We start from the raw sequence: 24,711 nt of genomic DNA on the forward strand, positions 1-24,711 counted from the left end.
GATCACCTTCTCGTCTTCGGCCGGACGGAGTTCGCGAGGTCGACCAGCACTCCGTGGGAGTTCCGGTCGGGCGCCCGCTCGGCGAGCCGGCGCAGGGACACCTCCAGCAGCGACCGCAGGCCGCGTTCGGTGACGCGCTCGCCAAGGAGCGCGCCGCCGTCCCAGTCTTCGAGGCCGCGGAACCCGGCCAGTACGGGCAGGCCGGCGAGCGCGGCCTCGCGGACCAGCGCCTCGAGCCGGTCCTGGGCCTCCCGGTCGAGGTAGAGCTCGGGCAGCCGGCGCGCCGCGTCGGCGAAGTCGTCGCGGCCGGGCGGCCCGGACGGCAGGCGCCCGGCCCGGATCCGCACGGCGGCGATCCGCGCGGCGTCGTAGTGGCGCGAGATCGGCGGCACGGCGTCGAGCAGGGCGACCGCGGCGTCGCGGCCGTGGGCCCGCAGGTAGCAGCGGGCCAGGCCGAACGCGGCGCTGACCTGGCCGTGGTCGCGGTGCCACACCGAGCGGTAGCAGCGCTCGGCCTGCTCGGTTTCCCCGCGCAGTTCGGCGCAGAACCCGAGCGCCAGCTTCGGCGCGATCTCGCCGGGCCAGCTGCGGTGCACCCGGTCGAACGCGGCCGCCGCCTGCTCGGCGTCGTCGCGGGCCAGCGCCAGCAGCCCGTGGTGCCAGGCCGCCCGCCAGTCCCGCGCGGCCTCGGTCCCGAGCTGCTCTTCGGCGTCCGCCAGGGCCGCGGCCGCGGCACCGGAGTCCCCCACCGCGACCAGCACCCGCGTCCGGGCGAAGGCGATCTCGACCGAGCGCTTGCCGAACATCCCGAGCTTGTCCAGCCAGCGGTGCGGTCCGGGCGCCCCCGCGGCGGCGATGAACTCCGCCGCGGGATCGTCGGGGGCCACCCGCGGGATCGGCAGCCGTCCCGCACCGTCGGCGGCGCGCGGCAGGCCGAGGTCCAACCGGCCGGCGCGCTCGCCGTCGACCCAGTGCTCCAGGCCGGGCACGGCGCCGAGGCCGTCGTCGAGCAGTTCCGCGGTGTCCTCGAACAGCGCCGACGGCACCGGCCGCGGCCGTTCGTCGCGCAGGGAAAGGATTTCCCGGCGCACGCCGTCGAGCTGCTCCGCCATTTCGGACGCGGTGGCGAACCGTCGCTCGAACGGCGCGACCGCGCGCTCGAGGACCCGGCTCAGGGAGCCGACGCCATCCTGCTCGGCCTCTTCGCCCGCGGCTCCGAGCAGCACCTGCAGCGTCCGGCCCACCGTGTGCAGGTCCGAGCGCACGGTCAGGCCGTACTGGGCGAGCTCGTACGGCGGCGCCTGGAACCCTTCGGTGCCGACAGCCGGGCCCGCCGGGTCTTCGATCGAGCGGGCCGCACCGAGGTCGATGACCTTGACCCGCCTGTCGCCGTGGATGACGTTCTCCGGCTTCATGTCGCAGTAGAGCAGGCCTTCGCCGTGGAGGTAGTCCAGTGCGCCGAGGATCGCGCGGCCGTAGACGATCACGTGCTCGGCCCGCAGGAGCGGCCCCTGCTTCAGGAGGTCCCGCAGCGACCGGCCGCCGACGTACTCCATCACCAGGTAGGTGTCCGGCTCGCCACCGCCGGGCGGCGGGTGCTCGACGAAGTCGCTGATGCGCACGATGTTCGGGTGGTCGAGCCGGACCAGCACATCACGCTCGACCCGCGCCATGGCCCTCAGCGTGGCGTTGCCGCTGTTGATCACGCCCTTGAGGGCGACGTGCTGGCCGGCGAGCGCGATGTCGGTGGCCAGGTACACCCAGCCGAGCCCGCCCCGGGCGAAGCAGCCGATGACGTCGTAGCGGTCGCCGATCCGGTCGCCGCGCTTCAGCTTGGGCAGGAAGGAAAAGCGCTTGCCGCACTGTTCGCAGAAGCCCTCGGCGAACGCCGGTTCGCCGGCGTAGGCGCGGCCGACGGGTTCCCCGCAGTAGCCGCAGAACCGGTGCTGCTCGGGGTAGTCCGGGTCGGCGAGGACGAGCTCTTCCGGGTCCGGCACCTCGATCGGGGGCAGCAAGTGGAAATCCGCGTCGCCGGTCCGGGTCTCGGAACCGCGCTGTGTGCTCTCCGTTTCCGGGGCCGGCTCGGCCGGACGCTCCACCGGCCCCCGGCGAGAGCCGCAGACTTCGCAGTAGCCGTGCGCCGGGACCGGCTGCCCGTGGCACCGCACCGGTTCCGCCATCACATCCCCTCCAGCCTGCGGCGGACCGCGCGCACGTACCGCTCGACCAGCTCGGCTGCCGCCTCCGGATCGTCCGGCCACGTGGCCAGCATCGCCATGGCCTCGCGGAACAGCTCGCCCAGCTCCTCGTCCTCCATCGAGCCCTTGTCGGTCGCCTTCGCGTTGTAGGCGCGCAGCAGTCCGCGCAGTTCCTCGTACCGGGCGACTCCCGTGCCGGGGTCGGCGTGCAGCCGGACGAGTTTCCACCGGGCCGCTTCCGCATCACGTTCCGCCTTCGCCAGGGCAAGCCGCACGCGGCCCGGTTCGATCCGCTCGTCGGCCGAGCGCAGCACGGCCAGCCGCAGGCGCAGGTCCACGGACGCGCCGGGGACCGCCGCGTGCGAGCCGATCCGGGCGGCTCGCTCCTGCGCGCGTTCCTCTTCGTGCTCCACCATGTCGACCAGCAGTGCCAGCCGCTCCAGACGGCGCGCGTTCCGCTCTTTCTCCCAGCGGCGGGCCAGGTGCGCGCCGGGCGAGTCCGGCCCGCTGAACTGGACCAGCACGGTGGCTCCCTGATCCGTCAGCCGCTTCACCACTTCCGTGAGCACCTTCTCCGGGGCGCGCGAAGCTTCGACACCGGTCATCGCGATCGCGACGTTCCCGGGGTTGGTTTCCAGCACCGTGGGAGCCAGCTCGCTGCTGATGCGCTTGCTGACGTGCTCGGCCACCTCACCGGCGGTCTTGTCGGTCGCGTCCACGATCGTGGGGGCCCGCTCGTCGAGGACCCGGTTCGTCCCCGGCGAGCGGGACACCCGGTACGTGCGCCGCATCTCCGCCTCGAAACCTTCTTGCACAGCCGAATCACGATCGCCGATGACCACGATCAGCACCCCGCGCGACGACGGCGGCGGTGGGCCCACCCACCGGTCGACCTCCGGGACGTGCCGGACGATCATCTCCACCGGGATCAGGTAGGCGAGCCCGGCTTGCTCGTCGGTGTACTCGGTGACCACCATGCCGAGGACCGCACCGGTTGCCTTGTCGATCACGCCCGCGCCGCTGAAGCCGCGACGGACCCGCTCCCCGGGCAGCGGGGAGTTGAGCTGGATCCACTCGCCGACCGGCCCGGCCAGCTTGGCGTCGTTCACCCAGACGCCGTAGCGGTGCGGGCGCGGAAAGCCGTAGGTGTGGACCACCCGGTCACGCACGGCGCCGAGGCGCACCAGCGGCGCGCCGGGCACGTGGGGGAACCGTTCGGCGAGGTCCAGCAGCGCGATGTCGCCCCGGCTGTCCTCCGACGGTGGCACCCAGCAACCGGGCCGCACGGTGGCGAGCGTTTCGGGCATGCTGTCCAAGCCGACGAACCGCACCAGCACCGGCGCCCCCGAAAGCGCTTCCTCCCCGGCGGCCTGCACGACGTGCGCGCAGGTGAGGACCGTGGATTCGCCCAGCAGCATCCCGGCACCCAGTGCCCGGCCCGACGAGTCCAGCAGGCAGACCCGCCACGGTTCCGAATCCCCCGTGTGCCCAGCGGTAAAACCGTTGTGCTCCCTCACCGGAAGCGACCTTACGACCCCGCACCGGCCCGCCGGGGCGGGTTCGCCCGCTTACCCCCGCAGATCACCCGATCGGCCGCTCAACTCCGTGCCACCGTGGGGAACTCACGAACCGCGACGGCGTCCGGTGGCCAGTGTCCGACGGCGCCGGGTCAGGCGATCGTCCGCAGCCGGCGGAGGGCGAAGAACACCAGCGCCGCCGCCAGGAGCACGAAGATCCCGGTCTCGATGACCTGGAAGAGCCAGAACCGGTCCCCCGGCTGGTACTGCAGCCAGTTGACCGCCCCGGGGCCGGCCACGGCGTCGGCGCAGCCGCCGGGCGGGCACGGGCCGAGCTGGGCGTTCGGCAGGACCAGCTCGCCGGCCGCGTTCCGGACACCGACGTCCATCACCCAGTTCCCCGAAGCCGGATTCGGCGTCTGCCCGCCGGCCGGGGCGAACGTGAGGCTCTGCGCCGGCAGGTACCGCGGCCGGGCGAGGACCTCGATCGCGACGCGGACCGCCGCGAACCCGACGAGGGCGATCCCCATGGCGGGCAGGACCTTCCGCAAGTAGGTCCCGGCGAAGACACCCAGCGCCAGCGCGAACAGCGTGTACGCGACCGGGACGATCCCCTGGACGTCGAACGAAAGGTAGGTCAGCCGGCCGGTGCTCGCGCTCACCAGTGGCTGGAACCACCACGACACGCCCAGCGCGTACCCCACCGCCAGCACCGTGGTCATCGCGCCGACCAGGCCGAACTTGGCCAGCGCCCACTGCAGGCGAGTCACCCCCTGCGTCCACACGAGACGGTGGGTGCCCTGCTCGACCTCACGGGCGACCAGCGGCGCGCCGAAGAACACGCCGACCAGCACCGGCAGGACGACGAACAGGACGGCGATGAACACCATGCCGCCGAACTCCTGCTGGAACTGGTGGCCGAGGCTTTCGCACCGCGACGTCGCTTCGGTCTGCGTGATCAGCGACGCGCTGCCGAGCGCGGACCGGCAGGCGCCCAGGCCGAGGCTGTCATACTTCGCGTGCATCGCCAGGCCGGTGGGCACCATGACCGCGGCGAGCGCGGCCAGTGCGCCGAGGGTGAACAGCGCCTGCTTGCGGTGCTGCCGCCAGATCAGCCAGATCATGCCGGCACCTCCCACGCGGACGCCGGGACGCGGGGCCCGGTTTCGGCGAGGTGAGCCAGCACCACATCTTCCAGGGTCACTTCATGCTCCGTCCACAGTGGATCTATCGGGCCGTCGCCGCGGCGGACCAGGAGCGTCGACTGGCGTTCGGTGTGGCTCGCGCGGACCACCTCCGCCACCCCGGCGATGGATTCGCTGCCGGCCCGCGGGCCGGTGAGCGTGCAGAACGTGGCGAGCAGCTCGTCGACCGGCCCCGCCAGCCGGACGTGGGACCGCTGCAGGACGATGAGGTGGTCGCAGGTGCGTTCGAGGTCGGCGAGCAGGTGCGACGACAGCAGCACGGTCGTCTCGCTCTCGGCCACCGCACCCATCAGCGTCTGCATGAACTCGCGGCGCGCGAGCGGGTCGAGGCTCGCGATGGGTTCGTCGAGCAGCAGCAACCGCGGTCGCTTCGCCAGGGCCAGCGCCAGGGCGACCTGGGCGCGCTGGCCACCGGACAGCTTCCCCACCGGCTTGTCCGGCGGGATGCCGAGCATGGCGAGCCGGTCACGCGCCAGCGCGGTGTCCCAGCGGCGGCGGTTGAGCTTCCCGCCCATGGTGATCAGCTCCGCCGCGGTGAAATCGCGGTAGAGCGGGGTGTCCTGCGCGACGAACCCGATGTCCGGCAGTGCCGACCGCGGCTCACGCCCGAAGACGCGCACCTCGCCCGCGTCGGCTTTCAGCAGGCCGACGACCAGGTGCAGCAGTGTCGTCTTGCCCGCGCCGTTCGGGCCGACCAGCGCGGCGATCCGCCCCGCGGGCACCTCCAGCTCGCAGTCCTGCAGCGCCCAGGTGCGCCCGTAGCGCTTGCCCAGCGCCCTGGCTTCCACCGCCGGTTCCATTCCGGACTCCCTACGACAGGTCGTGCGGCACCCGGGTGCCGCGGATCGTGGTTTCGATGAGGGCGGCGATGTCGTCGGGCGACATGCCCGCGGTTTCGGCCCGCTCCAGCCACGCCACCAGTTCGTCGCGCAGCTGCGCCTGGTGGCCCAGCGAGGGCCCGGCCAAGGTGCCGGTGACGAAGGTGCCGACCCCCGGGCGGCCTTCGGCGAGCCCTTCCAGCACCAGCTCGCGGTAGGCCTTGAGCACGGTGTTCGGGTTGATCGCCAGCGTCTCGGCCACGTCCCGCACCTTCGGCAGCTGGTCGCCGGGCCGCAGCAGGCCGACGCGCAACGCCTGCTTCACCTGGACGACGAGCTGCATGTACGTGGCAACCCGGGAACGGCCGTCGAGGACGAACTCGATCACCCTGCCCACCCTCCTATTGTCTTACGACATTAAGACAACACCTGACGGCGCACGCCTGTCAAGGCATAGTCTCGATCGACGAACGCACACCGGCACCGGGAGGCAGGCATGTCGTTGTTGGACGGGCTGAGCAAGGCGATCGCGGGCGGGGCGATCGAGATCGTCGACCTCACCGCTCCCCTGAGCTCGAGCACGCCGATCCTGCAGCTGCCCGAGCCGTTCGCCAACACGATCCCGTTCCGGCTCGAGGAGATCAGCCGCTACGACGACCGCGGCCCGCGGTGGTACTGGAACGACATCCACACCGGCGAGCACACCGGCACCCACCTCGACGTCCCGGTGCACTGGGTGTCCGGAAAGGACGGTCACGACGTTTCGCAGGTCCCGCTGAAGACGCTGGTGGCGCCCGCGGTCGTGCTCGACTTCTCCGCCCGGGCGGCCGAGGACCCGGACTTCCTGCTCTCGATCGACGACGTCCGGGCCTGGGCGGCGGAGCACGGGCCGCTGCCCGACGGCGGCTGGCTGCTCTACCGCACCGGCTGGGATGCACGCAGCGGCGACCAGCAGGAGTTCCTCAACGCCGACGAGGCCGGCTCGCACACCCCCGGCGTCTCGGCCGGCTGCGCCCGGTGGCTCGCCGAGGAAACGCCGATCACCGGGCTCGGCGTCGAAACGGTGGGCACCGACGCGGGACAGGCGCCCGGCCTCGAGCCGATGTTCCCCTGCCACGAGCTCCTGCTGGGCGCCGGGAAGCACGGCCTGACGCAGCTGCAGAACCTCGCGTCGCTGCCCCCGACCGGCGTGCTGCTGCTGGTCTCACCGCTGCCGATCGTCGGCGGCTCCGGCAGCCCCGCCCGGGTGCTGGCCCTGGTGGAGCGGTGAACGTCGCCGAACTCGTCGGTCGCACACTGGCCGGCCTCGGCGCCGGCACGGCGTTCGGCGTGGTGGGCAGCGGCAACTTCGAGGTGACCAACGCGCTGCGCGCGGGCGGCGTCCGGTTCGTCGCGGCCCGCCACGAGGGCGGCGCGGCGAGCATGGCCGACGCGTACGCCCGGATGAGCGGCCGGGTGTCGGTGCTGTCGCTGCACCAGGGCTGCGGCCTGACCAACGCCGTCACCGGGATCACCGAAGTGGCCAAGAGCCGGACGCCGATGCTGGTGCTCACGGCCGACTCCGCGGCCGCGTCGGTGCTGTCGAACTTCCGCATCGACCAGGACGGCCTGGCGGTGGCGGTCGGCGCGGTGCCCGAGCGCGTGCACTCGGCCGCGACGGCGGTGGCCGACACCGTGCGGGCGTTCCGGACGGCGCGCCAGCAGCGCCGGACGGTGGTGCTGAACCTCCCGCTCGACGTCCAGGCCCAGCCGGCGCCGTCCCCGCCTCCGTTGCCGGACATCTCGGGGCCCGCTCCCGTGCGACCGGACACCGCCGCAGTCGCGGCGTTGGCGAACCTCCTGGCCGCCGCCGAGCGGCCGGTGTTCATCGCCGGCCGCGGTGCCCGCGGCCACGGGGAAGTGCTGCGTGAGCTCGCTTCACGGTGCGGCGCGCTGCTGGCGACGTCCGCTGTGGCGCACGGCCTGTTCCACGACGACCCGTTCGCACTGGGCATCTCGGGCGGTTTCGCCTCCCCTGCGGCGGCCGAGCTGATCGTGGGCGCCGACCTGGTCGTCGGCTGGGGCTGCGCGCTGAACATGTGGACGACCCGCCACGGCAGGCTCCTCAGCCCGCACGCGAAGCTGGCCCAGGTCGACGTCGAGCAGGCAGCGCTGGGCGCACACCGGCCGATCGACCTGGGCGTCGTCGGCGACGTCGCGGGCACCGCCCTCGACGTGCTCGCCTTGACGCAGGAGCACCGGGGCTACCGCACCGACGAGGTGGCGGCCCGGATCGCGGCGGGCCGCTGGAACGACGTCGAGCACGAAGACCTCTCCGGTGGCGGCCGGATCGACCCGCGGACGCTGAGCCGGCTCCTGGACGAGTTACTCCCGGCCGAGCGGATCGTCTCGATCGACTCGGGCAATTTCATGGGGTACCCGAGCGCGTACCTGTCGGTGCCCGACGAGCAGGGGTTCTGCTTCACCCAGGCGTTCCAGAGCATCGGCCTGGGCCTGGGCACGGCGATCGGAGCGGCCCTGGCCCGCCCGGACCGGCTGCCGGTGCTCGGCACGGGCGACGGCGGGTTCCACATGGCACTGTCCGAACTGGACACCGCGGTCCGCCTGGAACTGCCGCTGGTGGTGATCGTCTACAACGACGCGGCGTACGGCGCGGAGGTCCACCACTTCGGCGACGCCGACATGACGACGGTCCGCTTCCCCGACTCCGACCTGGCGGCCATCGCCCGCGGCTTCGGCTGCACGGGCGTCACGGTGCGGTCGGCCGCCGACTTGCCTGCGGCGAGTGACTGGCTGGCGGGCCCCCGGTCGGCGCCGCTGGTGATCGACGCCAAGATCGCCGACGACGGCGGATCGTGGTGGCTGGCGGAGGCGTTCCGCCACTAGACCGGCCTTGACACGGCCCCCGGGCCCCATGAATGCTGGCCGAGTTGTCTTATAGACGTAAGACAGTGGGGAAACTACCCGAGGAGCTCTCGTGCGACTCTTCTTGGCCTTGCTGGCGGCCGCCGTCCTGCTCGCCGCTCCGGCGGACGCGGGCCAGCACCGTCCCGACCCGGCGGCGGCGCTGCTGGCAGCGTTCGACAGCCACGCGATCGTGGCGAAGTCCAGCCCGGACGTGGGAACGTTCGTGTTCGACCTGATCCGCGACCCCCGGTTTCCGGCACGGGTGAACGACATCGTGGTGGAGTGCGGCAACGCGCGCCTCCAGCCGGTGCTGGACGCGTACACCGCCGGGGCGCAAGTCCCGGAGATCAGCAGTGTCTGGCGCGACACAACGCAGCCGAGCTGCGGGTTCTCGACGTTCTACGAACAGCTTTTCGCCCTGGTCCGGCAGGTCAACACGACGCTGCCCGCCTCGCGCAAGCTCCGCGTGCTGGCGGCCGATCCGCCGGTCGACTGGAGCCGCGTTCACACGCCGGCCGACCTGGAGCCGTTCCTGGACCGGGACGCCTCGATCGTGTCGGTGGTGAAGACGCAGGTGCTGCAGAGGAACCGCAAGGCGCTGATGTTGTTCGGCTTGGGCCACTTGACGCACGACGGAGGCAGCGGCGCGGTGGCCCAGCTGGAACGCGAGCACCCCGGAGCGGCGTACGTGATCGCGGACCACCGCGGGTTCACGGCGGACAACGCCCGCCTCGAGCGCCGGCTGGGCCCGTGGCCGGCCTTGGTGCCGTTGCGGGGTTCGTGGCTGGGCACCCTGGAGACGACGTACTTCCCGGTGAACCGCGAATATCCGCCGGCAACGCGCGGCTACCCGGGCGTGGACGCGTACCTGTACGAGGGCCCGGCGGATCTCTTGGTGCGCGAGCCGTTGTCGGCCCGAGCGCTCCTGGACGCGGGATACCTGGCGGAGCTCCGCCACCGGGCCACGGCGATCGAAGCACCACCGGACTCGATCGAGTGGCCGGAGACGTTCTTCGAGCGAGAACGAACATCAGGAGTCTTGCTGCGCGGCTGATTAGCCTCGGGCCACCGCATCGGAAGAGAGGCAAGCCACTACCCAGCCACCCGATGCGACACCCAAACATTGGCCTCGACATAGACCGCATAGTCATCCACAGTGGACACGAAGACCGGAGCAAGAGCCCCGGGAACGACAACCACCCCGTCACGATCAAAAGGCAGCCCGGTCCACCGCCGCCAAGCAGCCAACGGAGCCTGCACCGTCGCCGAGCACGAAGCGACGCACTCGATGCGTCCCCCGGCACGGACGTGCGTGCGCAACCACCGATCCGCCGGCAACCCGTCCGGCCGAGTCGCAGAGGCGTACGACTCCATCGACACACCAGGAACCGAAGCCTTGTCCGGTGGCCGCACGGGAATGACCAGAGACGCGAGCCCCGCCGCGGCAACCGCTTCCCGCATCGCCGTCAGGACCACCGAAGACAGGCCACGCCCCTGGCGCGAAGGATGCACAGCGATCTCCAACGCACAAGCGGTATCCGGAACCACACCGTCAAGAGCGTCCTCGGCGGCCCAGACGGCCACCTCGTCCCAGCCGCGGGCCGGGAACGGCGAACGGCCGCGGAAAGGCACCATGATCCCCCGTGCCACCGGTGACCCGTCCTCGAGCAACGCCACCACCAGGTGCGGCCACCGCCGGGCCACCCGCCGGCCGCGTACCAGCAAACTGGTGAGGCTGCCCTCCATGAACCGGGGCGACCCCGGCGGATAAGGAATGTCATACACCGCGTCGGCCAGCTCCGGCCGCTGCGCCAGCGTCACGATCTCCACGGCTACCGCGACCAGGATTCCAGCGCGATCAACGTCTTCGTCCCCGTCACCTGGTGGTGCCGGCGGATCTCGTCGATCGTCTTCTGCAGGTGGGCCATGTCGCGCACGCGCAGCCACACCAGCGCGTCCGGGTCACCGGCGATCGTGAAGACCGCCTGGGCCTCCGGCATCCGCGTGGTCGTCCGGAGGATCTCGGCCACCTTCGTGTTGCCCGCGAACCGCAGCTCGGTGAACGCCTCGATCCCCCAGCCCAGTTTCGCGTGGTCGACCTGGACCGTGAACCCGGTGATCACCCCGCTTTCGCGCAGCCGGTCGATGCGGCGCTTGACCGCCGCCGTGGACAGCGTCACCCGGCCGGCGATGTCGGACAGCGTGCGGCGGGCGTCCTCACGCAGGAGACCGAGGATCTCGTGGTCGGTGGCGTCGAGCAGCTCTTCGGGCATGCGCCAGCCTAACTGCACGCAAAAATCGGCGTCAAACAGCGCCGACGCTGAAAGAACCTTGCGTGGAAGTCATCAAAACGACCCTGCCTGTTGCGTCACTGTGGCCCACGTCGCATCGTGCCGGAAACGAGGCGAAGGGAGCCGCGCGTGGAGACGTTCACGCTGGAGGACCGCTACCTGCGGGAGGCGGGAACCGTGCACCTGACCGGGGTGCAGGCCCTGGTGCGGCTGCTGTTCGACCGCGTCCGCCACGACCGCGCCCGCGGCGGCGACCCCGCCGTCTTCGTCTCGGGCTACGAGGGCTCGCCGCTGGCCGGCTACGACCTCGAACTCGGCCGCCGCGCGACGCTGCTGGAGAAGCACGACGTCGTGCACCGGCCCGGCCTCAACGAAGAGCTGGCCGCGACGTCGGTCATGGGCAGCCAGCTCGTCGCGGGTGCCGGCGGGCAGCGGGGCGTCACCGGCTTCTGGTACGGCAAGGCCCCCGGTCTCGACCGCGCCAGCGACGCCCTCCGCCACGCCAACCTGGCCGGCACCGACCCGCGCGGCGGCGCGGTCGCGCTCGTCGGGGACGATCCCAACGCGAAGTCGTCCACCGTCCCCTGCGCGTCCGAGCTCGCCCTCGCCGACCTGGCCATCCCGGTGCTCTTCCCGGCCGACGCCCAGGACGTCCTCGACCTCGGCATGCACGCCGTCGAGCTGTCGCGGGCCAGCGGGCTGTGGACGTCGCTGAAGATCGTCGCCAACGTCGCCGACGCGTCCGGCACCGCCACCGTCAGTCCACAGTGGACCGCACCCGAGATCCCCGGATACCGGCACACGCCGACGTCACGGCTGCTCGGCTCGAGCCTCGCCGAGCTGGAGCGCAGCCTCTTCACCGTCCGGCTGCCGCTCGCTCTCGACTACCTGCGCGCGAGCGGGATCAACCGGATCACCGCACGCGGGCCGGCCGACCGGATCGGCATCGTGTCCGCCGGCAAGTCCTACCTGGACCTCCGGCAGGCGCTGCGCACCCTCGGCCTGGACCGGGAAGACCACGGCATCCGCCTCCTCAAGCTCGGCGCGATCCACCCCCTCGAGCCGGCGATCGTCCGCGAGTTCGCCGACGGCCTCGACGAGATCATCGTCGTCGAGGAGAAGCGTGCCTTCGTCGAAACCGCGCTGAAAGAGATCCTGTACGGCGTTCCCCGCGCGCCGAGGATCGTCGGCAAGAAGGACCACGACGGCCGGACGCTGTTCACCGAGCTCGGCGAGCTGGATCCGGACGGCATCGCCGCCGGCCTGGCCAGGATCCTGCCGGAGGGTATTCCGCCGGTCGAGGCCTACCGGGGGCGACGCCGTCGCGAGCGCATCGCCGTCCCGCTGCTCGCACGCACGCCGTACTTCTGCTCGGGCTGCCCGCACAACTCGTCGACGAAGGTCCCGGAAGGCACTCTCGTCGGCGGCGGCATCGGCTGCCACACCATGGCTCTGTTCATGGAGCCCGACCAGGTCGGCACCGTCCTGGGCGTGACGCAGATGGGCGGCGAAGGGACCCAGTGGATCGGCATGGCGCCGTTCGTCGAGGCCGACCACTTCGTCCAGAACATCGGCGACGGCACGTTCACCCACTCCGGCAGCCTCGCCGTGCGCGCGGCGGTCGCCGCCGGGGTGAACATCACCTACAAGCTGCTCTACAACTCCGCCGTCGCGATGACCGGCGGCCAGGACGCGGTCGGCGGGCTGCCCGTCGAAAAGGTCGCGGAACTCCTGCTCATCGAGGGCGCGAAGCGGGTGGTGATCACCAGCGACGCACCGGCGAAACACCGGAAGCCGCCGGCCGGCGTCGAGGTCCGCGACCGCAGCGAACTCCTGCGCACGCAGGAGGAACTGGCCGCGGTCAAGGGCGTCACCGTGCTGATCCACGAGCAGGAGTGCGCGGCCGAGAAGCGCCGGAAACGCCGTCGCGGCAAGCAGACCGCGCCCGCGACGCGCGTGGTGATCAACGAGCGCGTCTGCGAGGGCTGCGGCGACTGCGGCACCAAGTCGAACTGCCTGTCCGTGCAGCCGGTGGACACCGAATTCGGTCGCAAGACGGCGATCCACCAGTCGTCGTGCAACGTCGACTACGCCTGCCTGGCCGGGGACTGCCCGTCGTTCGTCACCGTGGTGCCGACCGGCCGGAAGCGGCACCGGAAGGCCGCCGATCTGGCCGCCGACGCCGTCCCGGCGCCGGAGACCCCGGCGACGGACTTCACCGTCCGGATCACCGGCATCGGCGGTACCGGCGTGGTCACCGTGACGCAGATCCTCGCCACCGCCGCGGTGCTCGACGGCCGGCACGTCCGCACGCTCGACCAGACCGGGCTCGCGCAGAAGGGCGGCGCCGTCGTCTCCGACCTCAAGGTGACGGCGGAGCCGGTCGAACAGGCCCCCAAGCTCGCCGCCGGCGAATGCGACCTCTACCTGGCCTGCGACGCACTGGTCGGCGCGGACGCGGCGAACCTCGGGGTCGCCGACCCGGCCCGCACCACCGCCGTCGTCTCCACGACCGAGGTCCCGACCGGCCGGATGGTCGTCGACACGACGGTGTCCTTCCCGGACCCCGCCAGCGTGCTCGCGCCCATCGACACCGCCGCGGCGCGCACGGTGTCGCTGGACGCGCGCGGCCTGGCCGAGGAGTACTTCGACGACGACCAGTTCGCCAACGTGCTGCAGCTCGGCGCGGCCTACCAGACCGGCGCGATCCCGCTGCCCGCGTCGGCGATCGAACGCGCCATCGAGCTGAACGGCACCCAGGTCGCCGCGAACGTGCAGGCGTTCCGGCGCGGCCGCCTGCTCGTCGCCGAGCCCCCGGCGGAAGCTCCGGAGCCGGTGATCGCCGCGAAGCCCGGCGCGGTGCGAGCCTTGGTGCACGCCGAGCCCGGCTCCGAACTCGCGCGGCTGCTCGACATCCGCGTCCCCGACCTGATCGCCTACCAGGACAAGGCCTACGCCCGCGCGTACGCGGAGTTCGTCGAGCGGGTGCGGGTGCTGGAGGACGGCCCGACGGAGATCACCGAGGCCGTCGCGAAGCACCTGTACAAGCTGATGGCGTACAAGGACGAGTACGAGGTCGCCCGGCTGTCGCTGGACCCGGCGTTCACCGACGGCCTCGAGGACCGGTTCGGCGCGGGCACGAAGTACGCCTACCGGCTGCACCCGCCGGTGCTGCGGGCGCTCGGCGTGCGGCGCAAGATCAGCCTCGGCCCGTGGTTCCGCCCGGTCTTCCGGCTGCTCCGCGCGCTGCGGCGGCTGCGCGGCACCCGCTTCGACCCGTTCGGCCGCGCCGAGGTGCGCAAGGTCGAGCGCGAGCTGATCGAGGACTACCGCAGCGTGGTCCTGCGGGCGTTCGGCACCCAGGACCGGGCGCGGGTGCTGGCCCTGGCCGAGCTGCCCGACCTCGTCCGCGGCTACGAAGACGTCAAGCTGGCCAACGTGGCCCGGTACCGCGAGCGGCAGGCCGAAGTCCTCACGCCCGCAGGTAGCTGAGCATCGCCTGGGCGCCGTCGGGGACGCGCAGCTTCGCGCTGACGTCCCCGGCGTGCTGCCGCGCCGCGGCGGTGCCGATGCCGAGCAGCCGCCCGATCGTCGGCACCGAATGGCCCTCGGCCAGCAACGCCACGACCTCGCGCTCGCGGGCAGTGAGGGTCGCCACCGGGTCGCCGGGCCGGGGCCGGGCGAGCTGGACCGCCACGACGTCCCGGTCCAGGACCGTGCCGCCGGCGGCGACGCGCCGCAGGGCGTCGAGGAACTCGTCGGGCTTGCCGACGCGCTCCTTGAGCAGGTACCCGGCTCCGCCGCCGCCAGCCGCCAGGAGGTCGCCCGCGTAGCCGTCTTCGACGAACGCCGAAAGCGCGAGGATCGCCAGTCCGGGCACGCGGCGCCGGGCTTCGAGCGCGGCGCGGAGCCCTTCGTCGGTGAAGGTGGGCGGCATCCGGACGTCGACGACGGCCAGGTCCGGTTCCACGGCCTCGACCGTCGTCACCAGGTCGCCGGGGTGGTCGACGGCCGCGGCGACCTCGAACCCCTCACTGCGCAGGAGCAGCACCAGCCCTTCCCGCAGCAGGGCGTCGTCCTCCGCGATCACGATCCGCACGACGGCTGCCTCCTCGCGTCCACGTCACCCCCTGCCTGGATGCACGGACGCGCGCGGGAAAGCGTTCAGCTCTGGCCGGACCAGCCGCTCAGCCGGGTCAGCAGGCGCTCCAGGACCTCCGGGTCCGCGGCCACGGGATCGCCGGAGACGGGCTCGTCGACCAGCGTCCGGCGGTCCTGACGCCGGGGCAGGCGCACCTGCCGCGCGGTCATCCCGCCCGGCAGCGCCAATTCGCACCAGGTGGTGCGGCCGCCGCCCTCGGCGGGCTCGACGCCCAGCCGCTCGCCGGGCCGGGCCTGCGGGTCCGGCCGCCCGGGGACGTCGTCGTCGACCTCGATCGAGAGCACCTCGGCGCGCAGCCGCAGCCGCAGCGTGACGAAGGCGGGGGCCTTGGGGTCACTGGCGTCGACGACGGCCTCGACCAGCCGCCTCGCGGTGGCGGTCACCTGCTCCAGCATCGGCAGCAGGGACCAGTCGGTGAGAATCAGGCGGACGAACAGCTCGGTGACCGGTAGCGCGCTGGGCTGCGCGACGAGCCGGATGTCGTCCATCTGGGAGGTGTGCGCGCTCAAACCCGACCTTCCTCGCCCGGGTGCGGCCCGTGCCACACCACGTCAGTCCGCCCGCCGCGGCACGCTACCGCCCGGGCGGGGCGTTGCTGCCGTCGGGGGCATCCGGCGGGGTCTTCGAGCGGCTCCCGGACCTGGGCCGGGCGTCGCGGAGCCGCGACACCCGGCCCCCGGCGGTCAGACGTGCGCCGGGACCCACAGCTCGTCGATGACGCGCTCGGCCGTGGCCAGGCTCGCGTCGGCCAGCGGGATGAGCTCCGCCATCGCCGGGTTCACGTGGGCCAGCGTGAGTTCCGCCGTGATGAACCGCGGCTCCAGGCCGGTCAGCGAGACGCCGTGCGGAAGCCACTGCTCGGCGTGGTCCCAGCCTTCGCGGGGCGTGCCCTCGCCGTACCCGCCGCCCCGGGACGCCAGCACGATGAACTCGCGGCCGCCGAGGAGGCCGGTCCGGGTTTCGTGGTCGACCGAGAGGCCCGGCGCGATGAGGTGGTCGACCCAGGTCTTCACGCTGCTCGGCGCGCCGAAGTTGTAGAGCGGCAGGCCCAGGAGCACGGTGTCGGCCGCCTTGATTTCGGCGACCAGCTCGGTGGTCCGCGCCCACGCGGCCGCCTGCTCGGGCGTGTGCTGGTCCGGCGGCACCATCCCGGCCTGGCCGCTCGCCGCGTCGATGTGGGGCAGCGGGTGCGCGCCGAGGTCGCGGTAGGTGACCGTGCCGTCCGGGTGCGCGGCGCGCCACGCCGCGGCGGCCCGCGCGCTGAGCCGGCGGCTCACCGAGCGCTCGCCCTGGATGCTCGAGTCGATGTGGAGGAGATGCGCCATGTCGTTAGCCGTCCATAGATCGTTGGTGTAGGACAAACTATTGATAGCACATCGACCATCAGTCTGCCCATATACTGGGCGCATGACCTCGCTCCCGGTCGTCAACCAGCCCCCGCACCGCTGCGGCGCGCTGGTCGACCACCTCGCGCGCCGGCTGCGGCTGCGCAGCGAGTCGGTGCTGGCCCCGCTCGGGCTGCGGCCGCGCCACCTGATCGCCCTCACCGTGCTGCGCGACGGGGGCGGCAGCTCGCAGCAGGACCTGGCGAAGATCCTGGAAATGGACAGCACGAACGTGGTCACCCTGCTCAACGAGCTGGAGACGGAAAACCTGATCGAGCGCCGCCGGTCCCCCGCCGACCGCCGCCGTCACCTGGTCGAGCTGACCGACGTCGGCGCGAAGCTGCTGGCCCGTGCCGAGTTCGCCCTGACGGCGGTCGAGGACGAGGTGTTCAGCGGTTTGAGCGACGACCAGCGCGAGACGCTCTACACGCTTCTGCAGCAGGCGAGCAGCAAGACCGCCACCGAGGCGTGCCGGGAAGTACCACCCTGCTGAGCGGTCAGGCGCCGGCGATCTCCCGCGCCAGCTGCTGCGCTTCGGGCAGCGTGAGCCGGCCCGTGATCTGCGTGGTACCGCCGGTGATGGCGGACTGGATCATCGGCGCGGTGAGCACCCGGCTCTTCAGGACGATGGCGACCTGCTTGCCGAGGTTGTGCCCGGTCCACTCCGCCCACGTCCCCGCCCCGGCGGCGGTGAAGTTCACGGTGACGGCGGCGTTTCCGGTCTCCGGATCCACACGTGCCGCCACCCAGCTCACGTCCGCGCCGCTGAGGAAACCCGGGCCGAGGAGGTACCGGGTGCCCTGCGCGCGGTCGCAGCTGACCAGCGGAAGCGCCGGGTCGTCCCGGCCGTCGAGGGCATCCGGTTCGCCCGGCCCGCAGGAGAGCGCCCGCGCGGCGGCTTCCTGCGTGGCGGGGTCCGTGCTCTGCCGCTGCCCCGGTGAGCCGGCCGCCGGGCCGGCGGGCACCTCGCTCAGGACGGGGCGGAACCGCAGCTGCGTCCCGTCCTTGACGACGAAGCCGTCTTGGAGAGGATCGGCGTGGCCTGCCACCTCGGCCTGGCATCCGGCGACAGCGACGAGGACGGCGACAGCCGCGAGCATGATCCGCACAAGCGGTCATTCTGGTGCGCGGACCCCGGCTGAGTCGAGAGTTTCCGGCGGGAACAGGCGCGGCATGAAGCCCAGCATCAGCGCCGACCAGACCACGTGCGTCAGCAACGGTGCCTGCACCCCGCCCGACCGGCCGCGCTGCCACGCGAACAGCGTGCCCATCGCCGCCGACGCCAGCACCAGCGCGGGATTTCGCGTCGCCGTCGTGGAAAGCACGTACACCGCGGTGGACGCCCGGGCGCCCGCCGCGTCGTAGAGCGCGCCGCGGAAGAACACCTCTTCCGCCGCTCCCGTGAGCAACGTCGTCGCCGCCACCGAGGCCTTCGATCCGCGGTGGGCGTGGTCCAGGACTCCGGTGATCGCCCGGCGCAACAGCGGGATGCGGCGGGCCACCAGCGCGCACCCGTAGAACACGCCGAACGCGGCCGCTCCCGCCACCACCGGCTGGAGGAGCTCCCGGCGGCCGCGGGGCACCGGTCCGGCCGCCTGCGCCCCGGCGAGCCACGTCGCCGCCACCGAGGCCGTGAGCACGTGGAAGCGGCGGGAGCCGGGACGGCTGGCCAGTGACGCACCGAGCAGCCCGGACCCGGCGGCGGTCACCGCGGCGAGGACCGGCTTCACGCCGTCCGCCGGCTCTTCGCCCGCTCGCCCAGGGCCTGCAGGACGGCTTCGTCGTAGCCCATCGGCTCGAACTCGACGATCCGGCGGATCGCGTCGTCGCGGACGACGACCTCGTTGGTCATCGAGTCGATCAGCGCCCGCCCGGTGGTGACGTCGATGTCCGTGACGAGCGAAAGCCAGTACGACGACAGGCGCGGGGAAAGCAGCGGGACCGGCAGGATCAGCAGCGGCCGGCCCTCGATCGCCGCCACCCGCTGCAGCATGTCGCGGTAGGCCAGCACTTCGGGGCCGCCGATGTCGAACGTCCGGCCCGCGGCCTCCGGGTGGTCGAGAACGCCGACCAGGTAGCGGACGACGTCGGCGACCGCGATCGGCTGGGTGCGCGTGCCGACCCAGCGCGGGGTGACCATCGCCGGCAGGTGCTCGACCAGCTGCCGCGTCAGCTCCCACGACGTGCCGCCGTGCCCGACCACGATGCCGGCGCGCAGCACCGTCACCGGCACGCCGGTCTCCCCCAGCAGCCGCTCGACCTCGCGGCGGCTGGCGAGGTGGTCCGACAGCGCATCGGCGTCGTTCCCGAGCCCGCCGAGGTAGACGATCCGGCGCAGGCCCGCGCCGGCGGCGGCCCGGGCGAACGCGCGCGCGGCGTCGGCGTCGCGGCGCTTGAAGTCCGCACTGTCGAGTGAATGCACGAGGTAGTAGGCGGCTTCGACGCCCTTGAGCGCGTCCCGCAGCGAGCCGACGTCGGCGACGTCGCCGCGGACGGCTTTCCCGGCGCCGCGGTACTTCGCGGGGTGCCGGGTCATCGCGAGCACCTCGTGCCCGGCCGTCTCCAGCTCCGGGCACAACCGGCTGCCGACGAACCCCGAAGCTCCCGCCACCAGCACCCGCATGCCCGCGACGTTAGCCGGGACGGCCTTCGCGCGCAGAACGTCCGCTCCCGGCGAAGCAGACCGCGGCGACGACGCCCGCGCACCCGATCAGCTGGCCCCATCCGGGTGTCTCCCCGAGCAGGCCGACGCCGAGCAGCACCGCGCCGACCGGCTGCAGCAGCATCAGCGTCGCCCCGGTGGTGGCGGACATCCGGGGCAGCGCGGCGGAGATGAGCAGCCAGCCCGCCAGCTGGCCGACGCCGGCGAGCGCGACCAGCCAGCCGAACGCGGACCAGCCCGGCGCCAGGTCGAGCGTGCCGGTCGGGACGCCGAGCACGACGGCGACCACACCGGCGGAGACCGTGGCCAGCACCAGCGAGCCCGCCTGCGTGCCCGTGCCGCCGCTGAGCCGGATCAGGAAGAGGTACCCGGCGTACCCGGCGCCGGCGAGCAGCGCCGCGACGGCGCCGGTGACCGGGTCCGAGCCGAACGAGCCGGTGCCGGCGAACCCGCCGGCCAGCACGATCCCGCCGAGCAGCACCGGCACCGCGGCGAGGAACCGCTTCGACGGCCGCTCGGCCAGGAACGCGAACGCCAGCAGCGGCACGATCACCACCTGTACGGCGAGGAGCACGGTGGCGATGCCGGCGCCGACCCGGGGGATCGCTTCGCCCCACAGCACGAAGTCCAGGCCGAGCCCGGTCCCGGCCAGCAGCGGGAAGAGCACCCGGCGGCGCGGCGCGGGGCCGGCCCTCCGCCGTTCGCGTCCGGCCAGCAGGAGCAGCACCGGACACGCGAGCAGGCAGCGCCAGAACGCGCTCGTGCTGCCGCTGACGTGCGAAACCTTGATGAAGACCGACGACAGCGAGATGCAGAAGCTGCCGAGCGCGGCGAGCAGCCGCGGGTCGAAGCGGCTGGTGAACGGCGGAGCGGGCCGGGACGCGGTCGTGGTCACGTCTCCAGCGTGCGGCCGGCCACTGTCAAGGACAAGCGAATGTTTCTGCGTGGAATTCGGTAGCATTTCTTCCGTGTATGGACTCGAGCGACTACGGGCACTGCACGCGGTCGCGACCCACGGCTCGGTCGCCGCTGCGGCCGAGTCCCTGCACGTCACGCCGTCCGGGGTGTCGCAGCAGCTGGCGAAGCTGGAACGGGAGGCGGGCCAGCCGCTGCTGGCGCCGCGCGGCCGCGGCGTCCGGCTGACGAAGGCGGGCCAGGTGCTGGCCGGGCACGCGGAGCGGATCCTCGCGCAGGTCGCCGCGGCGAAGGCGGACCTGGAGCTGCTGCGCGAGGACGTCATCGGGCCGCTGCGGATCGGCGCGATCCCGACGACCGTCCACGCGCTGCTGCCGCCCGCGCTGGCCACCCTCGCCGACCGGCACCCGCGGCTGGCCGTGACCCTGCACGAGGGTGAGGCCGAGCAGACGCTGCCCCGCGTGCTGGCCGGCGACCTCGACGTCGGCGTGCTGGAGAGCTGGAACGACCGCCCGACGGTGCTTCCGCCATCCACGACGCGCATCGCGCTGTTCTCCGACGTCGCCGACCTCGCCCTGCCCGCCGGGCACCGGCTGGCCCACCGCAAGGCGGTCGATCTGTCCGAAGTGGACGACCTGCCGTGGATCGGCTGGAGCGCGGGGTCGGGGTGCTACGAATGGCTGGTGCAGGTGCTGCGCAAGCAGCGGCTGGAGCCGCGGATCAGCTGCGCGGTCGGCGGTTACCCGACCCAGCTGGCCCTGGTGGCGGGCAACGTCGGCGCGGCACTGGTCCCCCGGCTGGCCCGCGACCGGCTGCCCGACGGGGTGCGGATCCTGGCCACCCGCCCGGCACTGACCCGCACGATCTACGCGGTCTGCCGGGCCGGGGAGGAGGACCGCGGCGCGGTGCGGGCGTGCCTGGACGCGCTGCGGGCGGCCTCGGCGCGCTTCGAGAGCGCGGGCCGGCCGGTCGGCTGAGCCGTCTACTGTGGACGGCTCAACCGGGCCACCATCTCGGTCACCAGCGGGCCCGGACGCCGGTGGTGCACCAGGAAGATGTCCCGGGCCGGCTGGGCGTCCGCCGCGTCGCGCACCTCGACGCGGGCCGGGCCCACCCGCTCCAGCACGCTCTCCGGCACGAACGCGATGCCCAGCCCGGCCTCCACCAGCGCCAGGATCACCTGGTAGTCCCGGGTTTCGTACGCCACCCGCAGCCGGACGCCCGCGGCGTCAGCGAGCTGCTCGAGACAGGCCCGGTTGGGCACGCCCGGGCTGCCGGAGATCCAGTCCTCCGCGGCCAGTGCCCGCAGGGTGAGCCGGCGGGCGCCGGCCTTCGCGTGCCCCTTCGGCAGGATCAGCCGGAACCGCTCCGAGCGCAGCAGCGTCCGCTGCAGGCCGCGCGGGTCGGGCAGCGGCGCGCCGGGGTAGCGGTGGGTGATCAGCAGGTCGAGCTCGCGGGAGCTGACCAGGCCGTACCCGTCCGGTGGCTCCAGGTCCAGCAGCCGCAGCGCCACGCCGGGGTGGTCGCGGCGGAATCCGGCGAGCGCGGCGGGCACCAGCGTCATGCCCGCGCTGGCGAACGTGCCGACGGTGAGCTCCTCGTCGAGCAGCGCGCGGACGGTCCGCTCGGCCGTGCGCAGCTCTCCGACGATCGCCTCGGCGTGGACGAGCAGCGCCTCCCCGACCGGCGTGAGCGTGACGCCGCGGGCGTGCCGGTCCAGCAGGCGGGCCCCGGCGTCGCGCTCCAGCTTGGCCAGCTGCTGCGAGACGGCGGACGGGGTGAACGAAAGCCGCTTGGCGGCCGCGGCGATCGAGCCGGCGTGCGCGACCTCGGCCAGCACGGCCAGGCGGTGGGCGTCGAGCACGGAAGCCTCCAGCCGTAAGTTCCGCTAACTCCAGCATAGGAGACGTCGCTGGTGCTTACGTCGGCCCGCGCGCATGCTGAAGCCATGATCAGCACAGCGGATGTCGAACGGGCGGCGGCACGCATCGAGGGCCGGATCCGCCGGACGCCGGTGCTCGCCGCGGACGAAGGCGTGTGGTTCAAGCTGGAACAGCTGCAGCACACCGGGTCGTTCAAGGCCCGCGGCGCCTTCAACCGGATCCTCGCCGCGGGCGAACAAGCCGGAGTCGTGACCGCGTCGGGCGGCAACGCCGGTCTGGCCGTCGCCTACGCCGCCCGGGAATTCGGTCTCCCGGCGCGGGTTTACGTCCCGGCGACCGCGCCCGCGGTGAAGGTCGCGAAACTCCGGCAGCTCGGCGCGGCGGTGGAGCTCGTCGGCGAGAAGTACGCCGACGCCTACGACGCGGCGGTCAAGCACGCGGCGGACACCGGCGAGCTGTTCTGCCACGCCTACGACCAGCCGGACATCTGCGCCGGCCAGGGCACCCTCGGCCTCGAACTGCTGGAGCAGGCGGGCGACCTGGACACGATCCTCGTCGCGGTCGGCGGTGGCGGGCTGCTGGCCGGCGTGGCCGCCGCGGTCGAAGGCCGGGCGCGCGTGGTCGGCGTCGAGCCGCGCACGATCCCGACGCTGCACTCGGCGTTGGCCGCCGGCGAGCCGGTCACGGTCGGCGTCGCCGGTGTCGCCGCCGACTCGCTGGGCGCGTCCCGGCTCGGCGACATCGCGTTCGCGGTCGCCACCCGCACGAACGCCGGCTCGGTGCTGGTGGACGACGCCGCGATCGTCGAAGCGCGGGCGGCGCTGTGGGACCGCTACCGCCTCGCCGTCGAACCCGGCGGGGCGACCGCGTTCGCCGCCCTGCTCTCCGGCGCCTACCGGCCCGCGCCGGGCGAACGGGTCGCCGTCCTGCTGTGCGGCGCCAACACCGACCCCGCCACGCTCACTTCCCCGACAGCCGCGCCACCACCGGGGCGAACTCCTCGAGGAACGCGCCGTTGACGCTGAAGTAGGACACGCCCTGTTCCTCGCGGCGGCGTTCGAGCTCCGCCACCATGTCGTCGACGCCGCCGCGGAGCAGGCCGAGGGAGTCGTGCTCGATGAGCGTCTCGGCGTCGACGCCGAGGAAGCCGCGGATCCACGGCGGGACCGTGTCGCCGACGACCCAGATGTTCATCGCGAACTCGAGGTCGCGGTCACCGGCCGCCGACCGGACTTCCTCGATGTGCCCGGTCATTTCCTCCCGGGTGGTCAGCACGTCGCCGGCCATCGTGACGATGTCGGCCTTCAGGCCGGCGAGCCGGCGGACCTTCGGGCCGCCCGCGGCGATCATCACCGGCGTGTGCGCGTCGCCGTCCAGCCGGCGGACGTGGTCGATCGTCTCGGAAATCGAGTCGAGCCGCTCCTGTCCCGAGCCGTACGGCAGCCCGAGTTCTTCGGCCTGCTGCCGCATTTCCGGCCGACCGCTGCCGAGCCCGAGCTCGAACCGGCCGTCGGTGACGACGGTCAGGCTGCGCGCCTCCCAGGCCGCCGCCCGGGCGGTGCGCAGCGGACTGGCCAGCACGAACGAGCCGACACGCAGCTCGGTCGTCGCCGCGGCGGCCGCCGCGAGGGCCGCGGTCGGCGTCGGCATGTTCAGGTTGTCCGGGCACAGCAGCGTCGAATAGCCGAGTTCTTCAGCACGGCGAGCGGTGGCGAGCCACTTCGCACCACCCTCGGTCGCGCCCGCGACCACGCCGAACCGGAACACCTTCTGCGGCATCGGAACACCCCCACGTCGTTGGTCCCCCGATCAAACCACCGGTGTGCCCGGCCGTGCCACCACGGCCGGGCGCACCCCGGCATCAGCCGCGCTGGTACTCCTCCCAGGTGACCTTCGCGACCTGCGGGCCGTCGTCGGCGCCGCGGCCGGCCAGGCCGTTCATGCCCAGGTAGTAGTCGCCGGTCTGGTGCTGCGCACCCGACGACAGGTCCGGGTCGGAGACGGCCATCGCGTGGATGTGGTAGTCGAAGCCCTGCGCCGGCGTGCGGTACCAGGCCGCGAACCCGACGTTGCGCAGCGCCTTCAGCAGGTTGGTGCGGTTGGTCGACGACATGCCGGACACCGAGATGTCCATCGCGCCGCCGCCGTCGTGCGTCCCGGCCGAGGCGTCGACGCCGCCGGCGTTGTAGGAACCCTGCGTCAGCGTGACCTGGAAGCCCGCCTTTCCCTCCGCCGCAACGAGCATCGCCTTGGTGCGGGTGTTGAGGGTCTTGCCGTGGTAGGTCACCTGGCTGCCCGCGGAAACCGCGTTCGTGACCGTGTACCGGCCTTCGCCCAGCTTCTCCAGCGAGGTCTTGCCCGGCAGGCCGGAAGCGTCGAGACCGGTGTAGCCCAACGACTTCTGGTACTGCGAGTACGCCGTGATCGTCGTGGTGCCGAAGTAGCCGTCGACGTACTGGCTGTCGAGCAGCCCCTTCGCCTGCAGCGCCTGCTCGACGAGCAGCACGCTGTCGTGCGCGCCCGGCGTGAGGGTGTCGTCGGCGCGGCGCGGGTCGATCTGGGCCGCCTTCAGCACGGCCTCCATGTTCGCACCGGGCAGCACCGTCGTGGCCGCAGTCTCGGCCTGAGCCGGTGCGGCCACGGCGAACGCGGCGGCGGTGAGCGCCGTGAGTACGGCGGCCTTCGTGAACATCCTGGTCCTCCATGGGTCGGAATCGCTTCGGTCAGGAGAATCACGCAACCGGATACAAGGGACGTACAAACCGGAT

General features: G+C 72.8%; 24 protein-coding genes. 7 read left to right on the forward strand and 17 right to left on the reverse strand.

Annotation, left to right across the window (positions count from 1 at the left end; genetic code table 11):
• Window positions 1-2: 2 nt before the first annotated feature.
• From QRY02_RS20220 to QRY02_RS20240, 5 genes are all read right to left on the reverse strand, one after another.
• The gene (locus QRY02_RS20220; RefSeq protein ID WP_285993087.1) at window positions 3-2,180 is read right to left on the reverse strand and encodes a serine/threonine-protein kinase; all 2,178 of its coding nucleotides are present in this window, start codon (window positions 2,178-2,180) and stop codon (window positions 3-5) included.
• A complete protein-coding gene (locus QRY02_RS20225; protein WP_285993088.1) occupies window positions 2,180-3,715 on the reverse strand; it encodes a S1 family peptidase in 1,536 nt (511 codons plus the stop codon). Before QRY02_RS20225 ends, QRY02_RS20220 begins: the two co-directional genes overlap by 1 nt.
• 152 nt (window positions 3,716-3,867) lie before the next feature.
• Window positions 3,868-4,839: an ABC-2 membrane transporter-related protein gene (locus QRY02_RS20230; RefSeq protein WP_285993089.1), complete on the reverse strand. Its 972-nt coding sequence runs from the start codon at window positions 4,837-4,839 to the stop codon at window positions 3,868-3,870.
• Window positions 4,836-5,720: an ABC transporter ATP-binding protein gene (locus tag QRY02_RS20235; RefSeq protein ID WP_285993090.1), complete on the reverse strand. Its 885-nt coding sequence runs from the start codon at window positions 5,718-5,720 to the stop codon at window positions 4,836-4,838. The genes QRY02_RS20230 and QRY02_RS20235 overlap by 4 nt, the downstream gene beginning before the upstream one ends.
• A 10-nt stretch (window positions 5,721-5,730) precedes the next feature.
• Window positions 5,731-6,126, reverse strand: a complete 396-nt coding sequence (locus tag QRY02_RS20240) for a GntR family transcriptional regulator (protein WP_285993874.1) — start codon at window positions 6,124-6,126, stop codon at window positions 5,731-5,733.
• A 108-nt stretch (window positions 6,127-6,234) separates the two neighbouring features.
• On the opposite strand from QRY02_RS20240, the gene QRY02_RS20245 reads away from it, so the two are divergent.
• The 3 genes from QRY02_RS20245 (at window position 6,235) to QRY02_RS20255 (ending at window position 9,699) form a co-directional block, all read left to right on the forward strand.
• Window positions 6,235-7,008 (forward strand): cyclase family protein, encoded by a 774-nt coding sequence (locus QRY02_RS20245; protein WP_285993091.1) that lies wholly within the window; start codon window positions 6,235-6,237, stop codon window positions 7,006-7,008.
• Window positions 7,005-8,624: a thiamine pyrophosphate-binding protein gene (locus tag QRY02_RS20250; RefSeq protein ID WP_285993092.1), complete on the forward strand. Its 1,620-nt coding sequence runs from the start codon at window positions 7,005-7,007 to the stop codon at window positions 8,622-8,624. The genes QRY02_RS20245 and QRY02_RS20250 overlap by 4 nt, the downstream gene beginning before the upstream one ends.
• A gap of 91 nt (window positions 8,625-8,715) precedes the next feature.
• On the forward strand, window positions 8,716-9,699 hold the full coding sequence (locus QRY02_RS20255) for a hypothetical protein (protein ID WP_285993093.1): 984 nt from the start codon (window positions 8,716-8,718) through the stop codon (window positions 9,697-9,699).
• Window positions 9,700-9,737: 38 nt separating this feature from the next.
• Here the strand turns inward: QRY02_RS20255 and QRY02_RS20260 are convergent, their stop codons facing one another.
• Both QRY02_RS20260 and QRY02_RS20265 read right to left on the reverse strand, forming a co-directional pair.
• Complete coding sequence (locus tag QRY02_RS20260; protein ID WP_285993094.1) at window positions 9,738-10,475, reverse strand: GNAT family protein; 738 nt, start codon at window positions 10,473-10,475, stop codon at window positions 9,738-9,740.
• A gap of 2 nt (window positions 10,476-10,477) precedes the next feature.
• On the reverse strand, window positions 10,478-10,918 hold the full coding sequence (locus QRY02_RS20265; protein WP_285993095.1) for an Lrp/AsnC family transcriptional regulator: 441 nt from the start codon (window positions 10,916-10,918) through the stop codon (window positions 10,478-10,480).
• A gap of 147 nt (window positions 10,919-11,065) precedes the next feature.
• Here QRY02_RS20265 and QRY02_RS20270 point away from each other — a divergent pair, with 147 nt between their 5' ends.
• Window positions 11,066-14,428: an indolepyruvate ferredoxin oxidoreductase family protein gene (locus QRY02_RS20270; protein ID WP_285993096.1), complete on the forward strand. Its 3,363-nt coding sequence runs from the start codon at window positions 11,066-11,068 to the stop codon at window positions 14,426-14,428.
• On the opposite strand, the gene QRY02_RS20275 is transcribed toward QRY02_RS20270, so the two are convergent.
• The 3 genes from QRY02_RS20275 to QRY02_RS20285 all read right to left on the reverse strand — a co-directional run bounded on the left by QRY02_RS20275 (window position 14,409) and on the right by QRY02_RS20285 (window position 16,423).
• Window positions 14,409-15,035 carry a response regulator gene (locus tag QRY02_RS20275; protein ID WP_285993097.1) on the reverse strand — a complete coding sequence of 209 codons (627 nt, stop codon included), beginning with the start codon at window positions 15,033-15,035 and terminating at the stop codon, window positions 14,409-14,411. The two genes, QRY02_RS20270 and QRY02_RS20275, sit on opposite strands and share 20 nt — an antisense overlap.
• Window positions 15,036-15,100: 65 nt before the next feature.
• Window positions 15,101-15,607 carry an ATP-binding protein gene (locus tag QRY02_RS20280; RefSeq protein WP_285993098.1) on the reverse strand — a complete coding sequence of 169 codons (507 nt, stop codon included), beginning with the start codon at window positions 15,605-15,607 and terminating at the stop codon, window positions 15,101-15,103.
• A 174-nt stretch (window positions 15,608-15,781) separates the two neighbouring features.
• The gene (locus tag QRY02_RS20285; RefSeq protein ID WP_285993099.1) at window positions 15,782-16,423 is read right to left on the reverse strand and encodes an FMN-dependent NADH-azoreductase; all 642 of its coding nucleotides are present in this window, start codon (window positions 16,421-16,423) and stop codon (window positions 15,782-15,784) included.
• Window positions 16,424-16,505: 82 nt separating this feature from the next.
• On the opposite strand from QRY02_RS20285, the gene QRY02_RS20290 reads away from it, so the two are divergent.
• Entirely contained in the window at window positions 16,506-16,976 is a 471-nt protein-coding gene (locus QRY02_RS20290) for a MarR family winged helix-turn-helix transcriptional regulator (protein ID WP_285993100.1), read from the forward strand.
• A gap of 4 nt (window positions 16,977-16,980) precedes the next feature.
• Here the strand turns inward: QRY02_RS20290 and QRY02_RS20295 are convergent, their stop codons facing one another.
• From QRY02_RS20295 to QRY02_RS20310, 4 genes are read right to left on the reverse strand one after another with little or no spacing between them, the layout of a single operon-like run.
• Entirely contained in the window at window positions 16,981-17,583 is a 603-nt protein-coding gene (locus QRY02_RS20295; protein WP_285993875.1) for a SecDF P1 head subdomain-containing protein, read from the reverse strand.
• 15 nt (window positions 17,584-17,598) lie between these two features.
• A complete protein-coding gene (locus QRY02_RS20300; protein ID WP_285993101.1) occupies window positions 17,599-18,213 on the reverse strand; it encodes a CPBP family intramembrane glutamic endopeptidase in 615 nt (204 codons plus the stop codon).
• Window positions 18,210-19,106 carry an NAD(P)H-binding protein gene (locus QRY02_RS20305; protein ID WP_285993102.1) on the reverse strand — a complete coding sequence of 299 codons (897 nt, stop codon included), beginning with the start codon at window positions 19,104-19,106 and terminating at the stop codon, window positions 18,210-18,212. The genes QRY02_RS20300 and QRY02_RS20305 overlap by 4 nt, the downstream gene beginning before the upstream one ends.
• Before the next feature lie 10 nt (window positions 19,107-19,116).
• A complete protein-coding gene (locus QRY02_RS20310; RefSeq protein WP_285993103.1) occupies window positions 19,117-20,040 on the reverse strand; it encodes a DMT family transporter in 924 nt (307 codons plus the stop codon).
• A gap of 73 nt (window positions 20,041-20,113) precedes the next feature.
• On the opposite strand from QRY02_RS20310, the gene QRY02_RS20315 reads away from it, so the two are divergent.
• Window positions 20,114-21,037, forward strand: coding sequence for a LysR family transcriptional regulator (locus QRY02_RS20315; RefSeq protein ID WP_285993104.1), 924 nt, complete (start codon window positions 20,114-20,116; stop codon window positions 21,035-21,037).
• A gap of 5 nt (window positions 21,038-21,042) precedes the next feature.
• On the opposite strand, the gene QRY02_RS20320 is transcribed toward QRY02_RS20315, so the two are convergent.
• Entirely contained in the window at window positions 21,043-21,924 is an 882-nt protein-coding gene (locus QRY02_RS20320) for a LysR family transcriptional regulator (protein ID WP_285993105.1), read from the reverse strand.
• An 84-nt stretch (window positions 21,925-22,008) separates the two neighbouring features.
• Between QRY02_RS20320 and QRY02_RS20325 the strand changes: the two genes are divergently transcribed.
• Window positions 22,009-22,962, forward strand: a complete 954-nt coding sequence (locus QRY02_RS20325) for a threonine/serine dehydratase (RefSeq protein ID WP_285993106.1) — start codon at window positions 22,009-22,011, stop codon at window positions 22,960-22,962.
• Here the strand turns inward: QRY02_RS20325 and QRY02_RS20330 are convergent.
• The gene (locus tag QRY02_RS20330; RefSeq protein WP_285993107.1) at window positions 22,904-23,722 is read right to left on the reverse strand and encodes an LLM class flavin-dependent oxidoreductase; all 819 of its coding nucleotides are present in this window, start codon (window positions 23,720-23,722) and stop codon (window positions 22,904-22,906) included. The two genes, QRY02_RS20325 and QRY02_RS20330, sit on opposite strands and share 59 nt — an antisense overlap.
• 82 nt (window positions 23,723-23,804) lie before the next feature.
• Window positions 23,805-24,635 (reverse strand): peptidoglycan-binding domain-containing protein, encoded by an 831-nt coding sequence (locus QRY02_RS20335; protein WP_285993108.1) that lies wholly within the window; start codon window positions 24,633-24,635, stop codon window positions 23,805-23,807.
• Between the last annotated feature and the right edge of the window lie 76 nt (window positions 24,636-24,711).

Source organism: Amycolatopsis sp. DG1A-15b, from assembly GCF_030285645.1.
Lineage (GTDB): Bacteria > Actinomycetota > Actinomycetes > Mycobacteriales > Pseudonocardiaceae > Amycolatopsis.